This window comes from uncultured Streptococcus sp., assembly GCF_963525625.1.
GTDB lineage: Bacteria > Bacillota > Bacilli > Lactobacillales > Streptococcaceae > Streptococcus.
In genome coordinates this window covers 115,564-136,541 of record NZ_CAURLD010000005.1, presented here as the reverse complement: position 1 = coordinate 136,541, position 20,978 = coordinate 115,564, and the positions used below count along the sequence as shown (strand labels likewise).

At 44.2% G+C, this 20,978-nt stretch carries 20 protein-coding genes and 1 pseudogene; 15 read left to right on the top strand and 6 right to left on the bottom strand.

Annotated elements, in window-relative coordinates:
* Window positions 1-113: 113 nt before the first annotated feature.
* Window positions 114-1,879: pseudogene (locus RYK49_RS04445) on the bottom strand (serine hydrolase domain-containing protein).
* Between the two features lie 405 nt (window positions 1,880-2,284).
* On the opposite strand from RYK49_RS04445, the gene RYK49_RS04440 reads away from it, so the two are divergent.
* The gene (locus RYK49_RS04440) at window positions 2,285-2,851 is read left to right on the top strand and encodes a TetR/AcrR family transcriptional regulator (RefSeq protein WP_314830311.1); all 567 of its coding nucleotides are present in this window, start codon (window positions 2,285-2,287) and stop codon (window positions 2,849-2,851) included.
* 110 nt (window positions 2,852-2,961) lie between these two features.
* Here the strand turns inward: RYK49_RS04440 and RYK49_RS04435 are convergent, their stop codons facing one another.
* The 3 genes from RYK49_RS04435 to murT are packed head-to-tail and all read right to left on the bottom strand — an operon-like array spanning window position 2,962 to window position 5,366.
* Entirely contained in the window at window positions 2,962-3,219 is a 258-nt protein-coding gene (locus RYK49_RS04435; protein ID WP_002895980.1) for a LapA family protein, read from the bottom strand.
* An 18-nt stretch (window positions 3,220-3,237) separates the two neighbouring features.
* Window positions 3,238-4,023, bottom strand: coding sequence for a lipid II isoglutaminyl synthase subunit GatD (gene gatD / locus RYK49_RS04430; RefSeq protein WP_314830312.1), 786 nt, complete (start codon window positions 4,021-4,023; stop codon window positions 3,238-3,240).
* A complete protein-coding gene (murT, locus tag RYK49_RS04425; protein WP_314830313.1) occupies window positions 4,023-5,366 on the bottom strand; it encodes a lipid II isoglutaminyl synthase subunit MurT in 1,344 nt (447 codons plus the stop codon). Before murT ends, gatD begins: the two co-directional genes overlap by 1 nt.
* A 232-nt stretch (window positions 5,367-5,598) precedes the next feature.
* On the opposite strand from murT, the gene cdaA reads away from it, so the two are divergent.
* The 11 genes from cdaA to whiA all read left to right on the top strand — a co-directional run bounded on the left by cdaA (window position 5,599) and on the right by whiA (window position 15,677).
* The gene (gene cdaA / locus RYK49_RS04420; protein ID WP_314865003.1) at window positions 5,599-6,447 is read left to right on the top strand and encodes a diadenylate cyclase CdaA; all 849 of its coding nucleotides are present in this window, start codon (window positions 5,599-5,601) and stop codon (window positions 6,445-6,447) included.
* Window positions 6,435-7,199: a YbbR-like domain-containing protein gene (locus RYK49_RS04415; RefSeq protein WP_002912103.1), complete on the top strand. Its 765-nt coding sequence runs from the start codon at window positions 6,435-6,437 to the stop codon at window positions 7,197-7,199. The genes cdaA and RYK49_RS04415 overlap by 13 nt, the downstream gene beginning before the upstream one ends.
* Window positions 7,200-7,294: 95 nt before the next feature.
* Window positions 7,295-8,647: a phosphoglucosamine mutase gene (gene glmM, locus RYK49_RS04410; RefSeq protein WP_002900708.1), complete on the top strand. Its 1,353-nt coding sequence runs from the start codon at window positions 7,295-7,297 to the stop codon at window positions 8,645-8,647.
* A 129-nt stretch (window positions 8,648-8,776) separates the two neighbouring features.
* Window positions 8,777-10,471, top strand: coding sequence for an Ig-like domain-containing protein (locus RYK49_RS04405; RefSeq protein ID WP_314830315.1), 1,695 nt, complete (start codon window positions 8,777-8,779; stop codon window positions 10,469-10,471).
* A 121-nt stretch (window positions 10,472-10,592) separates the two neighbouring features.
* The gene (locus tag RYK49_RS04400; protein ID WP_002895969.1) at window positions 10,593-10,721 is read left to right on the top strand and encodes a DUF4044 domain-containing protein; all 129 of its coding nucleotides are present in this window, start codon (window positions 10,593-10,595) and stop codon (window positions 10,719-10,721) included.
* Window positions 10,722-10,771: 50 nt separating this feature from the next.
* Window positions 10,772-12,082, top strand: coding sequence for a GTPase ObgE (gene obgE, locus RYK49_RS04395; RefSeq protein WP_314830316.1), 1,311 nt, complete (start codon window positions 10,772-10,774; stop codon window positions 12,080-12,082).
* Window positions 12,083-12,093: 11 nt separating this feature from the next.
* A complete protein-coding gene (locus RYK49_RS04390) occupies window positions 12,094-12,255 on the top strand; it encodes a hypothetical protein (protein ID WP_002895966.1) in 162 nt (53 codons plus the stop codon).
* Between the two features lie 213 nt (window positions 12,256-12,468).
* Complete coding sequence (locus tag RYK49_RS04385; RefSeq protein ID WP_002895964.1) at window positions 12,469-12,849, top strand: RidA family protein; 381 nt, start codon at window positions 12,469-12,471, stop codon at window positions 12,847-12,849.
* Window positions 12,850-12,904: 55 nt separating this feature from the next.
* A complete protein-coding gene (gene rapZ, locus RYK49_RS04380) occupies window positions 12,905-13,795 on the top strand; it encodes an RNase adapter RapZ (protein ID WP_002906915.1) in 891 nt (296 codons plus the stop codon).
* Entirely contained in the window at window positions 13,792-14,769 is a 978-nt protein-coding gene (locus tag RYK49_RS04375; protein WP_002906914.1) for a YvcK family protein, read from the top strand. The genes rapZ and RYK49_RS04375 overlap by 4 nt, the downstream gene beginning before the upstream one ends.
* On the top strand, window positions 14,766-15,677 hold the full coding sequence (whiA, locus tag RYK49_RS04370; RefSeq protein WP_314830317.1) for a DNA-binding protein WhiA: 912 nt from the start codon (window positions 14,766-14,768) through the stop codon (window positions 15,675-15,677). Before RYK49_RS04375 ends, whiA begins: the two co-directional genes overlap by 4 nt.
* Window positions 15,678-15,710: 33 nt before the next feature.
* Here whiA and RYK49_RS04365 read toward each other — a convergent pair whose 3' ends face one another.
* Entirely contained in the window at window positions 15,711-16,679 is a 969-nt protein-coding gene (locus RYK49_RS04365) for an NAD(P)/FAD-dependent oxidoreductase (RefSeq protein ID WP_002906913.1), read from the bottom strand.
* Window positions 16,680-16,790: 111 nt separating this feature from the next.
* Window positions 16,791-18,107, bottom strand: a complete 1,317-nt coding sequence (locus RYK49_RS04360) for an FAD-containing oxidoreductase (protein WP_314830318.1) — start codon at window positions 18,105-18,107, stop codon at window positions 16,791-16,793.
* Window positions 18,108-18,296: 189 nt separating this feature from the next.
* Between RYK49_RS04360 and RYK49_RS04355 the strand changes: the two genes are divergently transcribed.
* The 3 genes from RYK49_RS04355 (at window position 18,297) to RYK49_RS04345 (ending at window position 20,627) form a co-directional block, all read left to right on the top strand.
* Window positions 18,297-18,653, top strand: coding sequence for a DUF1304 family protein (locus RYK49_RS04355; protein ID WP_314830319.1), 357 nt, complete (start codon window positions 18,297-18,299; stop codon window positions 18,651-18,653).
* Between the two features lie 114 nt (window positions 18,654-18,767).
* Window positions 18,768-19,145, top strand: a complete 378-nt coding sequence (locus RYK49_RS04350; protein ID WP_002895954.1) for a BlaI/MecI/CopY family transcriptional regulator — start codon at window positions 18,768-18,770, stop codon at window positions 19,143-19,145.
* Window positions 19,146-19,160: 15 nt separating this feature from the next.
* Window positions 19,161-20,627 carry a M56 family metallopeptidase gene (locus RYK49_RS04345; RefSeq protein ID WP_314865000.1) on the top strand — a complete coding sequence of 489 codons (1,467 nt, stop codon included), beginning with the start codon at window positions 19,161-19,163 and terminating at the stop codon, window positions 20,625-20,627.
* The last annotated feature ends 351 nt before the right edge of the window (window positions 20,628-20,978 follow it).

Here is a 20,978-nt window from a genome sequence, read left to right as displayed (position 1 = left end):
AATACTCAATGAAATTCAAATAGTAAAGAGGGAAGCTAGTTGTAGGCAGTACTGAAGTACGAAAATTTGGTGTTGTTCTAGTTAGAATTTAGTGTAAACTATTGGAAAACCCATCACTGATAGAGAGACCAATAGAGAATATTGGCTATCATAGCTAGGGCAGATAGGCTAGTCAGAACTGTCAGACAGACATGACCTCGACTGAGTTTCTCTGATGATTTTTTGAAAATGGGCAGCAGAACAGCAAGGGTCAGTAGGAATCCTAAGATAGCAAAGACCATATAGCGCCAAGAGCTAACGCCGCTAAAATCATTTTTTAAAACTGCTTGGAAAACCAATAGGAGTTGAAGCGGAACTGCCATGATGCCTAGAGAAGTCAGGTAGTTCCAAACCTTCCAAGAGCGAGGCAGAGTTTTTTTCTGCTTGTGCCAAATTAGATGACTAATGTCTCTAAAAATACTACACAAGATATTTCCCAGAGCAAAAAAGCTAGCAAGGAGTCCTAAGCCTGTAACGGCATAGTCTGTAAAGAGCTCGGAATCAGAAATCTTCTTAAAGTCAGAGGAAGTAAAGGACAGCGTAGTTTGCCCATTGCTATCGTTAATAGTCCAAAATTCATCTTTTACCAAGTCTTCATTCGGACTATTCAGTCGATCAATAAATGGAGGTACAATTTTAGCTATAGACAAGGGACCACTATTAAAAATTCTGAAGGAAAGATAATATCCAGGACTGAATCGTTCCTTAGTAGCTTCGCTAGCTGTTTTTCGCTGTCCAAATACTAATTCCGGCATTAGAGATTATAGCGTTCTTCAATGGATTGATTGGTCATAACAATCATGCCAACTCCTGACTCAAGGTCCAACAAAAGACTGCTAGAAAATCCGAACGTATGTCCTCCTTGGCCTAAAACAGAAACATTATACTTGCTTACCCAGAAGCCATGAGCATTGCGTACTATATCTGTACCTGGATATGTTGAAGTAGCAGTATAAAGGGTCGTCCAAGTCTCTGGACGATGGAAAAGGGTCTCCTTTTTGAGAAGTGCTTGAGCAAACTTTTGTAAATCCTCTAGCGTTCCTGTAGCTCTGCCGGAGGAGTAGAGGCCGAGTTCGGAATTAGCGCTTCCCAAGGGCTTGCCTTCGCTATCGTATCCCTTTGCTTCCTTGCGCTTAGCCTGTACAAAAGCATTGTCGGATAAATCTGGTAAAATGGCCGTCTTGTTCATCTTTAGAGGTTCAAAAATATGCTCGTGAACGTAATCGGAGAAACTCTGACCAGAAATCCGCTCTACGATATAAGAGGCCAAGCCTGTTCCGTAATTTGAGTTAGCTGTGACGGTACCTGGCTCGAAAGATTGGATTGGCTGGTAGATAGTCAAAATTTCTTCTAGACTCTTGTCGCCATGTAAGTAATTGGGAATCGTATCAAAGCCAGCCTGATGGTTCATGAGATCTAGCATGGTGATAGGCTTATCATAGCGAAGATTGCGTAGAAAACCTTCTGGCAGATAGGTGCGGATATCTTCTTCGAGGTCAATCTTGCCCTCCTCCCAGAGCTGCATAACAGAGACCCAAATGGTCAGTTTGGTCACAGAACCCCATTCAAAGACGCTTTTGTCATCCACTTTGATGCCCTTTTCCTTGTCCATATAGCCGAAATTGCCTTGGTAGATAGTTCCATTGGTATCAAAGACGGCTGTTGCCATACCAGCAGTGGTCTTTTCGTGCTCCTTGACAAAGTCTTGGATTTTCTGGCTAATTTGGTCGCGACTGATACCAGATGGCAGCTTTGTTCCCTCCTCGGCTAGCGCTTTAGCTGGGTAGAGAAGGCTGAGAGTTAAGAAAATTAGTATAAAGCATAGGGTCAATTTTTTCATTACGAGATACTCCTTTTCTATCAATCTTTAATAACAGAAGCAGCAGACTAGGTACGATCGCCCAGCGGCTTCTACAGAAGAAAGTCCCTTCAAGCAAGGAAAATTTTGTGGAGAACTGACCCGGTTTGTTGGATCTACTGTATTCTCTTCGAAAAAAAACTTAAAATCGCATCAACGCCGTCTTGCTGTACTCTGGTACTGTCTGTGCTTGCTCTTTAGTTTTTATTGAGTATTAAAATCTTCTCAGCTATGTCTTCGTTGAAAACGAAGTCAAAATACGCTATACTAGGAGCAAATTGACACTAAGATTATAACCAAGCCAGCAGCCAAGTTCAAGGGAAAAAGGCCTTTAGCCTACAAGAGATACTTTTTGGCTGTTTCTGTATACCATTCAAGGAGGACAAGATGGACGGCAAGCAATTGCAGGTGCAGGAAACGAAAGAAATGCTGAAACAAGGATTATTAACCTTGCTGCAAAGCCAAGATTTCTCAGAAATCTCAGTCACAGACATTATAGAGGTTTCGCAAACTTCCCGCCGGACCTTTTATCGCCATTTTCGCAATAAAAGGGCTTTATTGGATTATTACCTTCAGGAGCTGATGAAGGAGTATTTTCGTGTGGAAGAGGATATGCAGAACAAGCCAAACCAGTATGAAGCCTATCTTTATCTTTTTCGTTTTTGGTACAGCAAGCGTCAGGAGCTGAGAGGACTAGTTAAGAGTCAGCTTTTTTCCTCCTTTATTTCTGCATGGAATGCCCATTCTCCAACAGTGCTTAAGCCTTTTTTTAAGGAGCAGATGGATATGCAGCTTTTTAGGATACACTTTCTCATCGGAGGCTACAGTAATGCTATTTGGAACTGGCTGCAAGAGGAAGAGCCGGAGAGGCCAGAAGTCATTACAGACTATTTTTTCAAGATTGTAGGCTATTTCGCCTGTGATAAAGATGATTCGACAAGCCAGACGGAGTAAAGGATAAGGTAAAAAAACAAGAATGGCCTGAAGACTTCTTGGTTAGAAAGGGATGCAGCGATTTCCGTTGTTAAAAAAGCATAAAAAACTAGGCTGGAGTGATTTCCAACCTAGTTTTCTGTATGGGAATTTTTAAGTGCTTCTTTAGTTTTCTTTAGCTCTTTTTTCAGCGAGAAGTTTTTTAGCATGCTGATGAGAAAGGTCGTGACAGAGCCTAGGAGCACTGAGACCAAAATCAATATGATTAAGGGAAGTTTGAAGCTAAATAGGATAAAGCTAACATTGACACTCTGCATATTGGCCAAGGAAATACCAGCCACCAATAGAACGGTAATTAAAAGCAGGATATAATGCAATTTTTCTTTCATAGTGATTCTCCTATTTATCTATTCAAACTCAGCCTTGCTTTTGATATCTCCGTATTCTTCTGGGATTTCTTGGGCTAGGATATCTTCATAAGCGGCCAGTTCAATATCTGAGCCATACTTATTTTTCAGAGCTGTGGTCACCAGACGGTAGGCCAAGTTCGCATTGCGGGACAAGATAGGGCCGTGAAAGTAGGAGCCAAAGACATTCTTATAGTGGACGCCTTCATTTCCGTCTTCTTGGTTGTTGCCATTTCCATAGACGACTTTGCCCAGAGGTTTTTCGTCATCAGAGAGGAAAGTACGTCCTTGGTGATTTTCAAAGCCGTAGTAGGTTTCATCGAATTCATCATTATGAATCTTAATGTCACCAATATAGCGGTTTTTGGTCTGGTTGAGGGTATAGTGGCCCATAATACCCAGGCCTTCGATTCGTCGGCCAGAAGCTTCGATATAGTATTGGCCTAAGAGTTGGAAGCCACCGCAGATAGCTAGCACTACGCCGTTTTCATTGATAAAGCTTTCCAAAGCTTCTTTTTTAGCTGGCAGGTCACGAGCCACGATCGTTTGCTCATAGTCTTGACCTCCGCCAAAGAAGACGATGTCGTAGTTGTCCTTGTCAAAGTCATCTTCTAGAGAGACGATATCGACTTCAACCCTAGCGCCTAGTTTTTCAGCCACATACTTGAGCATGAGGACATTGCCGTTGTCGCCGTAGGTATTCATGAGATTGCCATAGAGGTGGGCAATCTTTACATCGTAACGGTAATCCTGGTTTTCAGGAGAAGTGAGGGATTTATATACCATTAGTTCATCTCCTTTCTGACCACTTGTCGTTCTGCCAGTAACTCGCGGAATTCCAGCATAGCAGTATAAGTTGCTAAGATATAGGCATGCTTGGTTTCTTGCTGCTCAATGGCCTTAAATACTGCTTCTAAATCTTTGACTTCAGTAATCTGGTCTGCTGGATAGCCCGTTACCCGCAGTCGACGAGCAATCTCAGAGTGGCGCACACCGCCTGCAATGACATGAGGAATCTCCATCTCTAGAATCTTCTCAAAATCTGCATCCCAAATCCAGCTGGTATCAATGCCGTCTGCATAGTTGGCATTGAGCAGGACGGACAAGCTAAAGTCAAAAGGCGCGAGCCCAATCATATCCAAAGCTTGGGTCGCCCCAACAGGATTTTTTATCAAGACTAAGGTACATTCCTTATCGCCGATTTTGAAAGTTTCCTGACGGCCAAAGACAGCTCGGCTCTTGTCAAAGCCAGCCTTGATAGTAGCCGGCTCGACACCAAAGAACTGAGCTACTGATACAGCGGCCAAGGCATTGTAGATATTATAAAGACCACCAATATTGATCTGATAGTCTTGACCATCAATGGTGAAGGCAGAGCGGTTATGCTCAAGTGTTTTGAGAGCGGTCAGGCTGTAGTCAAGCGTAGGACGCTTGAAGCCGCAGTCCTCACAGATATAAGCCCCCAGATTTGCATAGGTGTTGAGCTCATACTTGAGGATATGCTCACACTTAGGACAGAGGATGCCTTCTGTATTATAGTGAGCCAGCTGAGCCTGGCCTTTCTCGGTATTAAATCCATAGTAGCGAACAGGATTCTTCAGGCTTACTGAGTTAAAGAGGGGGCTGTCACCATTCATCAGTACAATTGCTTCAGGCACTTTAGCTGCAGCATCCAGAATCATCTGGTAGGTCGTGTAGATCTCACCATAGCGATCCATCTGGTCGCGGAAAATATTGGTAAAGACGAAGAGGCTAGGCTTGATATAATCACAAATCCGAGATAGGCTGGCTTCGTCTATCTCCAGCACAGCGATATTCTTGCCAGATTTGCCTTTTTTAGCGGTTAGGAAGGTTGTGGTAATCCCGGTAATCATATTGGCACCGCTGGGATTGGTCACTACTTCTCCGAAAGCTTCCTTGAGAATGCCTACTGTTAGAGCTGTAGTCAGAGTTTTACCATTGGTTCCGGTAATAACCACGACCTCATAGTTCTTTGCTAGGTTTTGTAAAATATTTTTATCAAATGTCAGGGCTACTTTCCCCGGCAGGGTCGATCCACGCCCCATTTTGCTAAGAACAAAGTGGGAGGACTTGCCTGCCAAGAGGCCCAAGGCTGTATTTATCTTCATAAGAAATATTTTATCATAAAAAAGTAAAGAAGGTTACAGAAAAATATTGACAAACGTGATATAATGGGTTGGTAAGTCTTTAAGCATTAAGACCCACTGTAAAATAAAAAGAGAGAAGTTAATTGAGTGAACTCTAATTACAAGATAAAATCAGGCTGTGACTAGATTTAATAAGTTCGATTTGTTGCTATAGAGGTTTGATTTTGCTTGTAGAGGAGTAGGAAGTCTAAGTATGAATTTTCAACAACTAACCAATCTCCAATATTGGGCCAGTTTGTTTTCTGACCCTTGGAGGATTGTAATTAATATTATTGACGTCGCTATCGTCGCATGGATTCTATATTATCTAATCAAGGCCATTGCTGGTACGAAGATTATGATTTTGGTCCGCGGTGTGCTCTTCTTTATCTTGGCACAGTTTTTTGCCAATATCATCGGCTTGACCACCATTTCTTGGCTGATTAATCAGGTCATCACTTACGGGGTTATTGCGGCCGTGGTGATTTTCTCGCCTGAGATTCGGGCAGGATTAGAAAAGCTTGGCCGTGCAACGGATATTTTTTCTGCAACGCCCATCAGTGACGAAGAAAAAATGGTTCAGGCCTTTGTCAAGTCTGTTGCCTATATGAGTCCGCGGAAAATCGGGGCTTTGGTGGCCATTCAGGGAACCCGTACCTTGCAGGAGTACATTGCAACAGGGATTCCTTTGGATGCAGATGTGTCCGGAGAGCTGCTAATCAACATTTTTATCCCCAATACGCCATTGCACGATGGAGCTGTTATTATAAAAAACAATAAGATTGCGGCTTCCTGTGCCTACCTGCCTCTGACAGAAAGCAGCGGTATCTCTAAGGAGTTTGGAACCCGGCACCGCGCAGCTATTGGCCTGTCTGAAGTATCAGATGCTTTTACTTTTGTCGTTTCAGAAGAAACCGGCGGTATTTCCACCACGCACAATGGAATTTTCAAGCACGATCTGACTTTGGATGAGTTTGAGACAGATCTGAGAAAGGTCTTCTTATCAGAGCAGGACAAGCCAGCAGGTTTGAAAAAACGCTTCATGGGAGGATGGAAGAAATGAAAAAACGTAAAAAAATTCTTTATATCATCTCTTCGTTTTTCTTTGCCCTAGTGCTTTTTGTCTATGCAACCTCTAGCAGTTATCAAAACAATACTGGAGTTCGACAGGTCACATCTGAAACTTATACCAATACGGTTTCCAATGTGCCGATTGACATCAAATATGACAGCGAGAATTACTTTATCAGCGGCTTTACTTCTGAAGTTTCCGTCGCCCTGACAGGCTCCAACCGTGTCAATCTAGCCAGTGAAATGCAGGAAAGTACTCGGAAGTTTCGAGTCGTAGCTGATCTTTCCAAGGCTACAGAAGGAACAGTAGAAATCCCGCTAAAGGTTGAAAATCTGCCAAGCGGTCTGACTGCTGCAGTGACTCCGCAGAAGATTTCTGTTAAGATTGGAAAAAAGGCTAGCAAGAAGGTTGAGGTCCGCTACCTCATCACAGACAGCCAGGTGGCTGAAAATGTGTCTATCAGTGGTGTAACCTTGGAAAATAAGGAAGCCACAGTAACCAGTGACGAGGAGACCCTATCTAAGATTGAATATGTCGTAGCTATTCTCCCGACCAATGTCATTATCACCGGCAACTATAGCGGGACAGCGCCGCTGCAGGCTGTTGATGGACAGGGGAATGTCATGCCAAGCGTGGTGACACCATTTGAAACGACTATGCGTGTCAACACTAAAACAGCAGACAACTCAGGCTCGTCCTCCTCTAACAGTAGCTCAAATACGAGCTCATCAAATAAAAACTAACTAAAATTTTGAAAATAAACTTGGACGAAGTTAGCCTGCCTGATTCGCAGCCTAAGTGCTTTAAATCCAAGTCTTATGAAAGGAAACTATTTATAATGGGTAAATACTTTGGAACCGATGGTGTTCGCGGAGAAGCAAATGTGGAATTAACGCCGGAATTGGCCTTTAAACTTGGCCGCTTTGGTGGTTATGTTCTGAGCCAGCACGAAAGTGAAGTTCCTAGGGTCTTTGTTGGCCGGGATACTCGAATTTCAGGAGAAATGCTGGAAAGCGCCTTGGTTGCAGGACTTTTGTCCGTTGGAATTCATGTCTATAAATTGGGTGTCATTGCAACGCCTGGTGTAGCTTATCTGGTCAAGTCAGAGAAGGCCAGCGCCGGAGTCATGATTTCTGCCAGCCACAATCCAGCTTTGGATAATGGTATCAAATTCTTTGGTGGTGATGGCTATAAACTGGATGATGAGCGTGAGTTGGAAATCGAAGCTTTGTTGGACGCAGCAGAAGATACCCTGCCACGTCCAAGCGCAGAAGGATTGGGTGACTTGGTGGACTATCCGGAAGGACTGCGCAAGTACCAACAATACTTGGTTTCAACTGGTTTGGAACTAGAAGGAATGCATGTGGCCTTAGATACGGCCAACGGTGCGGCTTCTACCAGCGCCCGTCAGATTTTTGCTGACCTCGGCGCACAGCTGACGATTATCGGAGAAAATCCAGACGGCCTCAATATCAATCTGAATGTCGGGTCTACGCATCCAGAAGCTTTGCAGGATGTTGTACGTGAGTCTGGTGCGGCGATTGGTCTGGCCTTTGATGGAGATAGCGATCGCCTCATTGCCGTGGATGAAAATGGTGAGCTAGTAGATGGTGACAAGATTATGTACATCATCGGTAAGTACCTGTCTGAGAAAGGCGAGCTGGCGCAGAATACCATTGTCACGACTGTCATGTCCAACCTAGGCTTCCATAAGGCTTTGGATCGGGAAGGCATCCAAAAGGCTGTGACAGCAGTTGGTGACCGCTATGTAGTAGAGGAAATGCGGAAGAATGGTTATAATCTTGGTGGTGAGCAGTCTGGACATGTTATCATCATGGACTACAATACGACAGGTGACGGTCAGCTTTCAGCTGTGCAATTGACCAAGGTTATGCAGGAAACAGGTAAGAAGCTATCTGAATTGGCTGCTGAAGTAACTATCTATCCGCAGAAACTAGTCAATATACGTGTGGAAAACAGCATGAAGGATAAGGCGATGGAAGTCCCTGCTATCAAGACGGTGATTGAAAGAATGGAAGCTGAAATGGCTGGCAATGGCCGGATTTTGGTTCGTCCGAGCGGAACAGAGCCTCTGCTGAGGGTCATGGCTGAAGCACCAACTGACGAAGAAGTAAATTATTATGTAGATACCATTGCTAATGTTGTTCGAGATGAAATTGGAATTGAGTAATAAAACGTAAAGAAACTGAGACACAACGTCTTGGTTTTTTTACATTGTTATGAATTTTTAAACACTACGAATAAAAATGTTGATAAATTGCAATACTCTTGGTATAATAAGCTACGAAAGGAGAAAAAGATGAAAAATAAAAATACAATTATTTTTAAAATTCTTATCTTATTAACAGCTATTGTTACAGGTTTAGGTTTTGCTACTCGAACTCAGGCTTCTGAAGTAACTGAATACAGTCAGCAAACCAGCATTACTAAGGATGGTGAGCCATTAACAAGTGACTCAACTGTTAAGACTAATGAAACCTTGTCTGTAACAACCAACTTCACATTTCCAGCGGCTCAAAATATAGCTGAAGGGGATACCCTGACTTTTAAACTTCCGGAAGAGTTAAGCCTGATTACTGCCTTAAACTTCGATGTCTATGATGTTGTTAATCATACGGGAGAGTTAGTCGGTACAGCTCAAACTGACCCGGCGACTCAGTCAGTTACAGTGACTTTCAGTAACTACTTTACAAATTATACCCAAAAGAAAGAGCTATCTTTGGGCTTTAATGTTCGCATCAATAACGAAAAAGTCAAAGAAACAGGTCCTGTTTCCTTCAAATTTGGCCAGACAGACTTTTCTTTCCAATACCAGAAAGAAGAAGGAACTGCTGGTGAGTATGAAATGAAATATGGCTACCAAGATAGTAGCGATCCAAGCATTGTCAAGTGGCGTATTATCCTGAATGCAAGACAGGACATGCTTCGTAACATGGTAATTTCAGACACCTTTGGTGATGGTCTGACACTGGTTCCTGGTACGCTGCGGGCTGTCCGCTATGCTCCTGTAGAAGGTGGTATCCGCAATGAAGCTCATATCCTGACTCTGCCTGTAGTTGATAACTTTACTAACAAAGCAGTCCTAACCCAAAACGCTAATGGCGATGCTAACGGTTTTACCATCAACTTTGGAGATAACTACAACTGGCCAATGTACATCGAGTACTCTACTCGTGTACCAGAAGGTACAAAAGTGGGCGATGTGGTTAATAACAAGTTATCTTGGACAGCTAAAGGATTCCCAGAGCGTACTATTACTAAGTCAGTCCGCTTGGAAGAGGGCTCCGGTAAAGGAAGCGCTGTGCTAGCAAAAGATGTGAAGATTCAGGCACAGAAAAAGCTTGTTAATAAAGTGTTAGAGAAGGGTCAATTTACCTTTGGTCTCTTTGACGAAAACGGTGTTTTACTTCAAACAGCTACCAATGAAGCTGATGGTTCTATCAATTTCAAAGCCTTGAACTATAATGCAGCTGGTGACTACCGCTACAGCATTAAGGAAATTCCGAGCAATGATGCTAACTACATCTATGATGACAAGGAAGCTCAGCTGACAGTTACTGTTAAAGATGTGAATGGTGAGTTTTTGGGCTCTGTTAAATATGATTTGGATCCTGTCTTTACAAATACCTATAGAGGTAATGATCCAGGCAAGGCAGTTCAGCCACCTAACCCTGGAAATAATAACAATCCAAACAATCCAAATAACAACCCTAACAATAACCCAAATAATAATCCAAACAACAACCCAAATAATACCCCAGACAATGGTAACAATACCCCTGGTAACAGTTCCGACAATCCAAAGGGCGGAACAGACAATCCAGGTAATGGAAATAACAATTCAAACAATGGTACCAATGATCCAGGTGCTGCAGGAGGCAACAAAAAAGTTCTGCCTAAGACTGGTCAAGAAACGACGCTTTGGCTGTCAGTTGCAGGTTTGGCAATCTTAGTTGGCTTTGTAAGCTATGTCTTTCGTCAAAAGCAAGACTAGATAAGATTCAAAGGTTTTAAGAGTTTTCTCTTAAAGCCTTTTTACATGCTTTTCCATTTGAAAAAACCGAGCAATCATGTTAGAATAGACCTAGTAATTTTTATAAGATAGGGGTATTATCGTGGCTTTTGGTGACAACGGACAACGCAAAAAAACAGGATTTGAAAAATTGACGATGCTGGTCGTGATTATCATGCTCATCGTGACAGTTGGAGCTATCTTTGCTTCCGCTCTCAGCGCAATCTTTTAATCCAAACGCTTCAGGGCGTTTTTTTAGACTAGAAAAAGAGAATAGAAAAAATGAGTATGTTTTTAGATACGGCCAAGATTCAAGTCAAGGCTGGTAATGGTGGCGATGGCATGGTGGCCTTTCGCCGTGAAAAATATGTTCCGAATGGCGGTCCTTGGGGCGGCGATGGCGGTCGTGGCGGTAATGTTGTCTTTGTCGTAGATGAAGGCTTGCGTACCCTGATGGATTTCCGTTACAATCGCCACTTCAAGGCTCAGTCTGGTGAAAAGGGCATGACCAAGGGAATGCATGGCCGAGGGGCTGAGGACTTGATTGTTCGTGTGCCGCAGGGGACGACGGTTCGTGATGCTGAGACTGGCAAGGTGCTGACAGACTTGGTAGAAAATGGCCAAGAATTTATCGTAGCGCGTGGTGGCCGAGGCGGTCGCGGAAATATCCGCTTTGCAACGCCTAAAAATCCTGCTCCGGAGATTTCTGAAAACGGAGAACCAGGCCAAGAGCGAGAGCTTCTGCTGGAGCTCAAGGTTCTAGCAGACGTTGGTCTGGTCGGCTTTCCTTCTGTCGGAAAATCCACTTTGCTCAGTGTTATCACAGCAGCTAAGCCTAAGATTGGTGCCTATCATTTTACGACCATCGTGCCCAATCTAGGCATGGTTCGTACTCACTCTGGAGAGTCCTTTGCAGTAGCAGATCTACCAGGTTTGATTGAGGGGGCCAGCCAAGGGGTTGGACTGGGAACCCAGTTTCTCCGTCATATTGAGCGGACACGGGTCATCCTGCATGTCATCGATATATCAGCTAGTGAGGGACGTGATCCTTATGAGGACTATCTAGCTATTAATAAAGAGTTGGAATCCTACAATCTTCGTCTCATGGAGCGTCCGCAGATCATTGTTGCAAACAAGATGGACATGCCGGAAAGTGCTGAAAATCTCAAGGTATTCAAAGAGAAATTAGCGGCTAATTATGACGAATTTGCGGAACTACCGCAAATCTTCCCCATTTCCAGTCTTACTAAGCAGGGACTTGCGACCCTCTTGGATGCGACCGCAGAATTACTGGATAAGACGCCAGAGTTCTTGCTTTACGATGAGTCTGAAATGGAAGAAGAAGCTTACTATGGCTTTGACGAAGAAGCACCAGCCTTTGAAATTTCTCGTGATGATGATGCGACTTGGGTGCTGTCAGGTGAAAAGCTTGAGAAGCTCTTTAATATGACCAACTTTGACCGTGATGAGGCAGTTATGAAATTTGCCCGTCAGCTTCGTGGTATGGGAGTTGATGAAGCCCTTCGCGCTCGTGGAGCCAAGGATGGTGACCTGGTCCGCATCGGCAAGTTTGAGTTTGAATTCGTTGACTAAGGAGGCTTGCAATGGGTGATAAACCAATATCCTTTCGAGATGAAAATGGAAATTTTGTCTCTGCAGCCGACGTCTGGAATGCAGAAAAGCTAGAAGAGCTCTTTAACAAACTCAACCCCAAACGCAAGCTGCGTCTGGAAAGAGAAGCATTAGCGAAAGCAGAAGAGGAATAAAACGTTCGATTTTGAAAATATAAACGCTGGGAAAGATTTCTCAGCCTTTTTAAATCTTAAAAAGTGGGTTCTGATAGGTAAGTCGATTTCCTTTTAGCTTCTAAGGACCCCATCAATGAAAAAATGGAAAAAGGCAAGGCTTATCAATCTGTCGTAGCCATTGCCTGCTATTTTATGGTATAATGAAAAAAATAAGTAGGAGAAGTGATAATTATGGCAAAAACGATTCATACAGATAAAGCACCAGCAGCGATTGGACCTTATGTTCAAGGAAAAATTGTCGGCAATCTTTTGTTCGCGAGCGGGCAAATTCCCCTCTCTCCTGAAACTGGAGAAATCATTGGGACAACTATTGAAGAGCAGACCCAGCAGGTACTGAAAAATGTTTCAGCCATTTTGGAAGCCGCTGGAACAGACTTTGACCATGTGGTCAAGGCTACTTGCTTCTTGAGCGATATCAATGATTTTGTGGCCTTTAATGAAGTTTACAAAACAGCCTTTACAGAAGCATTTCCGGCTCGTTCAGCAGTCGAAGTGGCTCGCCTGCCTAAGGATGTGAAGATTGAAATCGAGGTTATTGCCGAGATTCTCTAAAAAAGGGCTGGAGAAAACAGCTTTTTGACGGATTCTATCTGATGAAAGGATTATTATGTCTGAGAAGAAAATTCAGCTTGTCATTGTGACTGGAATGAGCGGGGCGGGGAAAACCGTAGCCATCCAGTCCTTTGAAGACTTAGGTTATTTTACCATTGATAACATGCCGCCAACTCTGGTGCCGAAGTTCTTGCAGCTGGTCGAAGGGACTACTGACAATGATAAATTGGCTCTGGTTGTCGATATGCGCAGCCGTTCCTTCTTTTTGCAAATTCAGAATGTTTTGGATGAATTAGAGCAGAATGAGAACATTGATTTCAAGATTCTTTTCCTAGATGCGGCTGATAAGGAGTTAGTGGCTCGTTACAAGGAAACGCGTCGCAGCCATCCGCTGGCAGCTGATGGGCGAATTTTAGATGGGATTAAGCTGGAGCGCGAACTCTTAGCCCCACTGAAGAATCTCAGCCAGAATGTTGTGGACACAACAGATTTGACGCCAAGGGAGCTCAGAAAGACCATCTCTGAACAATTTTCAAATCAGGCTGACATGCATAGTTTCCGCATTGAGGTCATGAGTTTTGGTTTCAAATACGGTCTGCCTTTGGATGCAGACTTGGTCTTTGATGTGCGCTTTCTGCCCAATCCCTACTATAAGCCTGAGCTACGCAATCAGACAGGCTTGGACAAGGATGTCTTTGACTATGTCATGAACCATGCCGAGTCAGAAGAATTTTATCAGCATCTGCTGGGCTTGATAGAGCCGATCTTGCCAGGCTATCAGAAGGAAGGTAAGTCTATCCTGACTATTGCTGTGGGCTGTACGGGTGGTCAGCACCGCAGTGTAGCCTTTGCTCAGCGCTTAGCAGATGATTTGGCTAAAAATTGGCCGGTCAATGCCAGTCACCGCGACAAAAACCGTCGGAAAGAAACGGTGAACCGCTCATGAGAAAGCCAAGAATTACAGTCATCGGCGGTGGAACAGGAATTTCAGTTATTTTAGACAGCCTGCGTAAAAAGGATGTAGAGATTACAGCCATTGTCACAGTAGCAGATGATGGAGGCAGTTCTGGTGAGCTGCGGAAAAACATCCAGCAGCTGACTCCGCCAGGTGACTTGCGAAATGTTCTGGTAGCCATGTCTGACATGCCAAAATTCTATGAGAAGGTCTTCCAGTATCGCTTTGCGGAAGGAGATGGCGTTCTAGCGGGGCATCCTTTGGGCAATCTGATTATTGCCGGTATTTCCGAAATGCAGGGCTCAACCTATAATGCCATGCAGCTTTTGACCAAGTTTTTCCATACGACAGGAAAAATTTACCCTTCTAGCGACACTCCCCTAACTCTGCATGCTGTGTTTGCAGATGGGACGGAAGTTGTCGGTGAAAGCAATCTGACCAGTAAGAGCGGAATGATTGAGCGGGTCTATGTGACCAATACCTATGATGACAAGAAGCCTGCTGCTAGCAAAAAGGTGGTTGAAAGTATCCTGGAAAGCGATATGGTGGTTCTGGGACCAGGTTCGCTATTTACCTCAATCTTGCCTAATCTCGTTATCGAGGAAATCGGCCAGGCTCTTTTGGATACCAAAGCAGAAGTGGCCTATGTTTGCAATATCATGACCCAGCGAGGTGAAACAGAGCATTTTTCAGACAGCGACCACGTCCAAGTACTGCATCGCCATCTAGGCAGGAAGTTTGTAGATACAGTCTTGGTTAATATCGAACCTGTTCCTCACGAGTACATGGACAGTAATCAGTTTGACGAATATCTGATACAGGTGGAGCATGATTTTCAGGGGTTACAAGAGCAGGTTCCGCGCGTTATTTCTTCGAATTTTCTTCGTTTAGAAAATGGCGGAGCTTTCCACGATGGCGAGCTGGTTGTTGACGAATTGATGCAGATTATACAGGTACGCAAATGAGCTTTACAGTAAAAGTAAAAGAAGAACTGCTGAGTCTGGTAAGCAGAGATAAAAATGAGCTGTCAGCCATGATCAAGATGTCTGGCAGTCTGGGCTTGGCCAGCAGTGGTTTGACCCTGTCTGTCACAACAGAAAATGCCAAGATTGCGCGCCATCTCTATGAGTTGCTGTCGGACCTTTATCAGGTCAAGTCAGAAATCCGTCACCATCAGAAGACCAACTTGCGCAAGAATCGAGTTTATACAGTATTTCTAGATCAGAAAGTAGAAGAAATCCTTTCTGACCTGCACTTGGCTGACTCCTTTTTTGGTATCGAGGCCGGAATTGACCAGGCCATTTTGTCAGATGACGAAGCTAGCCGAGCTTACCTTCGGGGAGCCTTTCTCTCAAATGGCAGCATGCGGGAGCCAGACTCAGGCAAGTACCAGCTGGAAATTCTGTCCGTTTATCTGGATCATGCTGAGGATTTGGCTGCCTTGATGCGCCGTTTTCTGCTGGATGCCAAGACCATTGAGCGCAAGAAGGGGGCTGTTACTTATCTGCAGCGGGCTGAGGACATCATGGATTTTCTCATTGTCATCGGGGCTATGGAAGCCATGGCTGAGTTTGAGTCTCTTAAGCTCATGCGGGAAGCGCGCAATGACCTCAACCGCGCTAATAATGCGGAGACAGCGAACATTGCCCGCACAGTCACAGCCAGTATGAAAATCATCAACAATATTGCTAAAATCAGTGATAATATTGGCATTGAGAGTCTACCTGTAGACCTGCAGGAGGTAGCCCAGCTTCGCATCCAGCATCCAGACTACTCCATCCAGCAGTTGGCTGATAGTCTGAGCCGGCCACTGACTAAGAGCGGCGTCAATCATCGCTTGAGAAAAATCAATAAAATCGCAGATGAATTATAAAAGCTGCTGAGCTTGAGCTCGGCAGCTGTTTTTTTATAGGCTTGTAGAATGTTTGGGTTGGACTTTTTGCTCAGGATAGATATGGTTAATGGCATTGTTGACAGCAGTAGGTGCCTCACCTAACCCAGTCGCAATCAGGTCAATCTTCCCCTCGTAGCTGCAGCAGTCACCAGCTGCATAGATACCTGGCACGGAAGTTTCTTGCTTGCTATTGACCAAAATTTTGTGACGGTTGAGCTCCAAGCCCCAATCTTTGAGATTGCCGACAGAGGATTTAAAACCGTAGTTGACAAAGAGGTGATCCAGAGGCAGAAGCTGACTTTCCTCCCCCTTGACTTGGCTGATTTCCAAGTGGGTTATCTTGCCATTTTCACCAACCAATCGACTGGGTACAAATGGTGTCTTAATCTCAACACTAGAAGCCTTGAGTTCTTCCACACTATGCTCTAAAGCTCGGAAGTTGTCCCGACGGTGAACCAGGCTGGTTTCTGCGATTTTTTCAAAAGCTAACGCCCAGTCAACAGCCGAGTCGCCGCCGCCCAGAACAACAACCTTTTTGCCAGCGTACTGGCTGATGTTTGAAACGTGATAGTGGAGGTTGCTGTAGCTTTCAGCATCATCTAGCTCCAAAGCTCTTGGTTTGAAGGCACCGCCTCCCATGGCGATGATGATGGTTTTGGTCTGATGCTGGGCTTGAGAAGTCGTGATAGAGAAGCCATCATCAGATTTAACGATATCCAGCACCGTTTCATTGAGGCAGATTTCAGTCTGGAAAGTTTCCAGCTGCTCAATCAGACGCTGAGTCAGCTCTTCGCCGCTTAAATTGGTAAAGCCCGGTACATCCAGAATCTTCTTCTCTGGATAGAGAATGGCCGGCTGGCCGCCCAGCTGAGGCAAGGAATCAATGATTTTAACCTTGGCTTGGCGTAGATGAGCGTAAAATGCAGCAAATAGGCCAACTGGTCCACCGCCGACAATCGTAATATCATACAGTTCAGACATAATTTTCCTCAATCTTTTTAAAATAAACTAGCATTATTGTACCACAAAAAGGGGTTGAAATGTAAGCAAATGTTTTAAAGACATCTTAAAAGCCCCAGCTGGGGCTTAAAATTAGATAGCAAATAAATCATTGAGGTTTTCAGCCAGCGTTGGGTGGGTGAAGATTTGCTTGCTCAAGTAGGTGTAAGGAATCTTATTATCCATGGCTACAGTCAGTATATTGATAATTTCCTGAGCTCCAGCTGAGAAGATAGTTGCTCCGATGATTTCCTTGGTTTCAGTGTTGACAACAGCCTTGAAAGCACCGCGCAAGTCAGCATTGACATGTCCGCGAGGCATTGCTGCGACTGGAATCTCCTTAACTGCAATCGGCAGGCCTTGCTCTTGGGCTTCCTTTTCAGTCAATCCGATTTGAGCCAAAGGTGGTGTGATGAACATGCTGGTAGGTACGTTCTTACGGTCTTCCAGTGTGTAGCTGCCGTCACCAGCTAGATAGCTATAAAGGATGCGGAAGTCATCCAGTGAGATATAAGTGAACTGCAGACCGCCATTGACATCGCCCGCTGCAAAAACGCCGGATACAGATGTTTCCAAGTGTTTATCGACCTTAATCGCTCCTCGCTCTGTCAGCTCGATATCTGTATTTTCCAACTGTAGTGGTTCAATATTTGGCTTACGGCCGGTAGCATAGAGCAGGGCATCAAAGCGGAATTCTCCAGATTCTGTCACAACTACAACTTCGTCACCATCATTTTTAACCTGTGTGGTACGTACATTTTGTAAGAGTTGGATTCCGTCTTCTTCCATGTACTGCTTAGCTAGAGCAGCGATAGAAGGCTCAACTCGAGGGAGAAAGACAGGAGCAGCATCCAGCACAGTCACCTGACTGCCCATTTTATTGTAAAGTCCAGCAAATTCTAGGCCAATGTTACCGCCACCTAGAACTCCCAAGCGTTTAGGAAGTTCTTTCAGATTTTGGATGCCAGTTGAGTCATAGACATGCTCGGTTTCAGTCAGTCCAGGAATTGGCAGGACATTGGAAACAGCACCAGTATTGATGACAATAGTCTCAGCAGTCAGTTCCTCTTTCTCATCGCCAGCTGTGATTTCGATGACTTTATTTGAAAGGAAATGAGCTTCCGCATCGATGATGTCAACACCAGCACCACTGATTGCTGCGTAGTTCTTTCCATTGAGACGGCTGGTTACAGCGTTCTTCTCAGCCATGACTTGATCGAAAGCCAGGCCTTTTTCAGCTGCGACAAGCAAGGTCTTGGTTGGGATGCAGGCGATATTAATACAGGTTCCCCCGTACATAGCCTTGCTTCGCTCAATCAAAGCAACTTTTTTTCCTTGGGCCGCCATTTTGGCTGCCAATGTTTTACCGGCCTTCCCAAAGCCGATGACAATTAAATCATAGGTTAACATAATTTACCTCCATTTTTCAAAAAAGATTGTATCACATCTAGTCAGAAATTGCTGATTTCTGCTACGCTTTTTTTCTTCAGTATTTTTAGTATTTATTTTTATACAGAATGTCCATTTTTGAGCAAGATTTTCGCAGTTCCAGTCAGTCTGTGTTATACTGAGTTTTGTTATATATTTTAGGGGGTTAAAATGTCTATTATTACACTAATTCTGGCAGGCTTGGTTGCCTTGGAATTTTTCTACATCCTGTACTTGGAGACCTTCGCGACGACTTCTGCAGCGACAGCTCGGGTTTTCGGTATGTCGCAAGAGGAGTTGGAGCAGCAGTCGGTCAATACACTTTTCAAAAACCAAGGAGTTTATAACGGATTGATAGCTGTTTTGATCTTGATTGCGGCCTTTGTGCAGTCTAGTTCAGTTTGGCTGGGAATTTTTATGGTTTATATCATCTTGGTAGCAGCATACGGTGCAGTGACCAGTGATCCCAAAATCCTGTTCAAGCAGGGAGGGCTGGCGATGCTGACCCTGCTTAGTTTATTTTTCTAAAATAGAGTGAGGAAAATTGATTTCCCACTCTTTTTTATATAATGATTGACTTTTTTATTAGACAAGTGTAGAATAAAGATAGAAATAGCATTATTTAGAAAGCGCGTGGGAATGATGAAAAGATCTATTAAACGTTTGCCAGATGGGGAATTTACTATTTTAAAAGTAATTTGGCAGCTGCCTACCCCGACGACCTCTGCTCGTATCATGGAAAAGCTGGGACCAGACAATCACTGGAAGCCTCAGACTTTGCTGACAGTCTTGGCTCGCTTGACTGAAAAGGGCTTTTTAGAAAGTGTCCGCAAGGGGCGTGAAAGGCAGTATACAGCCTTGATCTCAGAAGATGAGTATCTGGAAGTTGAGGCTTCAGATTTCTTGAAGCGTCACAGCGGCCGTTCAATGGGCGGTTTTGTCAAAACACTCTTTTCTTCTAACTCCTTTTCGGAAAATGAATTGGATGAGCTGCGCAGTCTGCTCAACCAAGGAAAGTAGGATGGAGGGATAAGCATGAAACAGTTCCTTCTTTCTTTTCTTCTGACCAGTTTGTCGACATCCATTTTGGTGCTTTTGCTTAGTCTGCTTTTTACGGCCTTTAAGACTAAGATTTCGGTCAGAGTGAAGTATTTTATTTGGTTTTTGATATTGCTGAGTTTTCTGTTCCCGTTCCGTCCCCAATTTGGCTCAGGCCTGATTCGGCTGAATACAGGATCGGTAGTTCAGACAGCAGTGACTGCCACCCAGACAGGTGGAGCTCAGGGCGCTTCTCCAGCAGTTGAAAAAGCTGCCCAGCCAAATCTGTGGGAGGCTTTTCTGGGCCTACCTTGGTTTGAAATTCTCTTTGCCATCTGGCTGATTGGCTTTGTCTTTAGTATAGGAAGATATGCTTATTCCTATATTCGCTTCAGAAAGATGCTAAAGCGCTGGGGCACGGAGTTTCAGGACGAAGAAGTGATGGCTCAGCTGCGGGCTGTTCAGCAGGAGATGGGAGTTAAGGGCCGGATTCGTCTGCTCCACTATCCTATGTCCCAAAGTCCTATGCTGCTAGGCTTCAGAGATATTTTAATCGTGCTTCCAGAGTTGGACTACACAGAAGAAGAGCTGCAGCTGATTTTTAAGCATGAGCTGACCCACTATAAGCACCGCGATGTTTTAATCAATCTCTTAGGGATTTTTGCCAAGAGTCTGCACTGGTTTAATCCGGTTGTCCGCTTTGCCTGCCGTGAAACCCAAGAAGCAGGAGAAATGTACTGTGACTACGATGTTCTGAGCTGTAGAGATACAGAGTATCGGACTTTCTACGGTGAAACGATTTTGACCATGATAGACCGCAGTAAGAAGACCCCAATTGCCCTGACGACCTGCTTTTACTCTGACAAGTTTAATCTCAAGCGGCGGATTGTAGGTATTATGGATAACCGCCTGCCTAAGAGGTTTCTGTCTGCTGCCTTTGTAGTAGCAGTTCCTCTCCTTTTGCTCTTGACTAGCTCGGTCTTTGCCTTAGAAAGCCCAACTGCTCAACAAAGCCAACCTGTAGCGGGTCAAAAACAGCCCCAAGAGCTCAGTCACCGTCAGGCACTAGCATCCGTCTTAAAAGAGCTGTCTCTTTCCGAAAAAGATATTAAAGATTTACAAATTTCGCGTGAGAAAGACACTTATAAGATTCGCTTCTCTCACGGGCAAACGGCCCATGAAACCATTGTCAATGCTAAGGATGGAAAACTGGTCAAATCTAAGCAGCATACCATTGTCGAAAAGATGGTAACAGTCGAAAAAGAAGTCAGCCCATCCTCGTCAGCTGCATCAACTCCAGCTGACAGCGCTACTGCAGGCGCAGGGAATACGGGAGCAGCGGGCTCGACAGGAGCCACTACTGGCGCTGGCACATCAACAGTTCAAACTCCGTCTCAGAACAGTTCCTCTCATACGACAGACACTGATGATTCGGACGATGATGATGACCATGATGACGATTAAATAGAGGATTCTGCCAGTTTAAGTTTCTTAAAAGCTTAGATTGGTAGAATTTTATTATCTTCTCGAAGGGGGATTTGGCAATCCTCCAAGAGCAGTTAGTCATCAGTTTATCTTTTATTTTAGGTCGATTTTGCTTACAGTTTGCATTTCGTTTCCTAATGCTAAAAAACTGAAAGATTATTTATCTTTTTTCTTGACATTTACAAACGACAAATGTAGAATAAACTTATAAACTACATTTGTAGAATGTTTTTAAAAAATACTGCTTGGAAAGGAGAAGAAAGAAAGCTTATCCAGACGCTTGTAGGTGCAGAGCGGAAGCTCTATTTCTTTTAAAAGCACAAACTACAT

Excerpts from the sequence above, each read along its gene's own strand:
- RYK49_RS04350 (WP_002895954.1), top strand. The coding sequence starts at position 18,768 with ATGAAAAGATCTATTAAACGTTTGCCAGATGGGGAATTTACTATTTTA.
- obgE (WP_314830316.1), top strand. The coding sequence starts at position 10,772 with ATGAGTATGTTTTTAGATACGGCCAAGATTCAAGTCAAGGCTGGTAAT.
- whiA (WP_314830317.1), top strand. The coding sequence starts at position 14,766 with ATGAGCTTTACAGTAAAAGTAAAAGAAGAACTGCTGAGTCTGGTAAGC.
- RYK49_RS04365 (WP_002906913.1), bottom strand. The coding sequence starts at position 16,679 with ATGTCTGAACTGTATGATATTACGATTGTCGGCGGTGGACCAGTTGGC.
- RYK49_RS04345 (WP_314865000.1), top strand. The coding sequence starts at position 19,161 with ATGAAACAGTTCCTTCTTTCTTTTCTTCTGACCAGTTTGTCGACATCC.
- RYK49_RS04390 (WP_002895966.1), top strand. The coding sequence starts at position 12,094 with ATGGGTGATAAACCAATATCCTTTCGAGATGAAAATGGAAATTTTGTC.
- RYK49_RS04435 (WP_002895980.1), bottom strand. The coding sequence starts at position 3,219 with ATGAAAGAAAAATTGCATTATATCCTGCTTTTAATTACCGTTCTATTG.
- RYK49_RS04405 (WP_314830315.1), top strand. The coding sequence starts at position 8,777 with ATGAAAAATAAAAATACAATTATTTTTAAAATTCTTATCTTATTAACA.
- murT (WP_314830313.1), bottom strand. The coding sequence starts at position 5,366 with ATGAAGATAAATACAGCCTTGGGCCTCTTGGCAGGCAAGTCCTCCCAC.
- gatD (WP_314830312.1), bottom strand. The coding sequence starts at position 4,023 with ATGGTATATAAATCCCTCACTTCTCCTGAAAACCAGGATTACCGTTAC.
- RYK49_RS04415 (WP_002912103.1), top strand. The coding sequence starts at position 6,435 with ATGGAAGAAATGAAAAAACGTAAAAAAATTCTTTATATCATCTCTTCG.
- RYK49_RS04355 (WP_314830319.1), top strand. The coding sequence starts at position 18,297 with ATGTCTATTATTACACTAATTCTGGCAGGCTTGGTTGCCTTGGAATTT.
- RYK49_RS04360 (WP_314830318.1), bottom strand. The coding sequence starts at position 18,107 with ATGTTAACCTATGATTTAATTGTCATCGGCTTTGGGAAGGCCGGTAAA.
- glmM (WP_002900708.1), top strand. The coding sequence starts at position 7,295 with ATGGGTAAATACTTTGGAACCGATGGTGTTCGCGGAGAAGCAAATGTG.
- rapZ (WP_002906915.1), top strand. The coding sequence starts at position 12,905 with ATGTCTGAGAAGAAAATTCAGCTTGTCATTGTGACTGGAATGAGCGGG.
- RYK49_RS04385 (WP_002895964.1), top strand. The coding sequence starts at position 12,469 with ATGGCAAAAACGATTCATACAGATAAAGCACCAGCAGCGATTGGACCT.
- RYK49_RS04440 (WP_314830311.1), top strand. The coding sequence starts at position 2,285 with ATGGACGGCAAGCAATTGCAGGTGCAGGAAACGAAAGAAATGCTGAAA.
- cdaA (WP_314865003.1), top strand. The coding sequence starts at position 5,599 with ATGAATTTTCAACAACTAACCAATCTCCAATATTGGGCCAGTTTGTTT.
- RYK49_RS04375 (WP_002906914.1), top strand. The coding sequence starts at position 13,792 with ATGAGAAAGCCAAGAATTACAGTCATCGGCGGTGGAACAGGAATTTCA.